1 pseudogene is annotated in these 210 nt (G+C 69.0%); it reads right to left on the bottom strand.

The annotated features are described in order from the left end of the window. Positions 1 to 210, bottom strand: a pseudogene (locus MFF24_RS28760) (hypothetical protein); the annotation flags it as partial.

Here is a 210-nt window from a genome sequence, read left to right as displayed (position 1 = left end):
GTCGCCCTCACAGCCCTCATGCGACGCCTCATCGTCATCGCAAACGCGCGCCTGCGCGACGCCTTCGCCGAACATCGACAGGCAAGCGCGAACTGAGTTGATGACGGGCGTGATGCCTGCCTCCCGCAGATCGGTGCGCAGCCAGTCGGCGTCGTAGCCTTTGTCGGCGGCCAGACGGCGGATGCGGCCGGGCGCCTCGGCCAGTACGGC

It is taken from the genome of Methylorubrum aminovorans (genome assembly GCF_022179725.1).
Taxonomy (GTDB): domain Bacteria; phylum Pseudomonadota; class Alphaproteobacteria; order Rhizobiales; family Beijerinckiaceae; genus Methylobacterium; species Methylobacterium aminovorans.
Note: the sequence above shows the minus strand (reverse complement) of the source record. Positions and strands in the feature narration are given on the sequence as shown.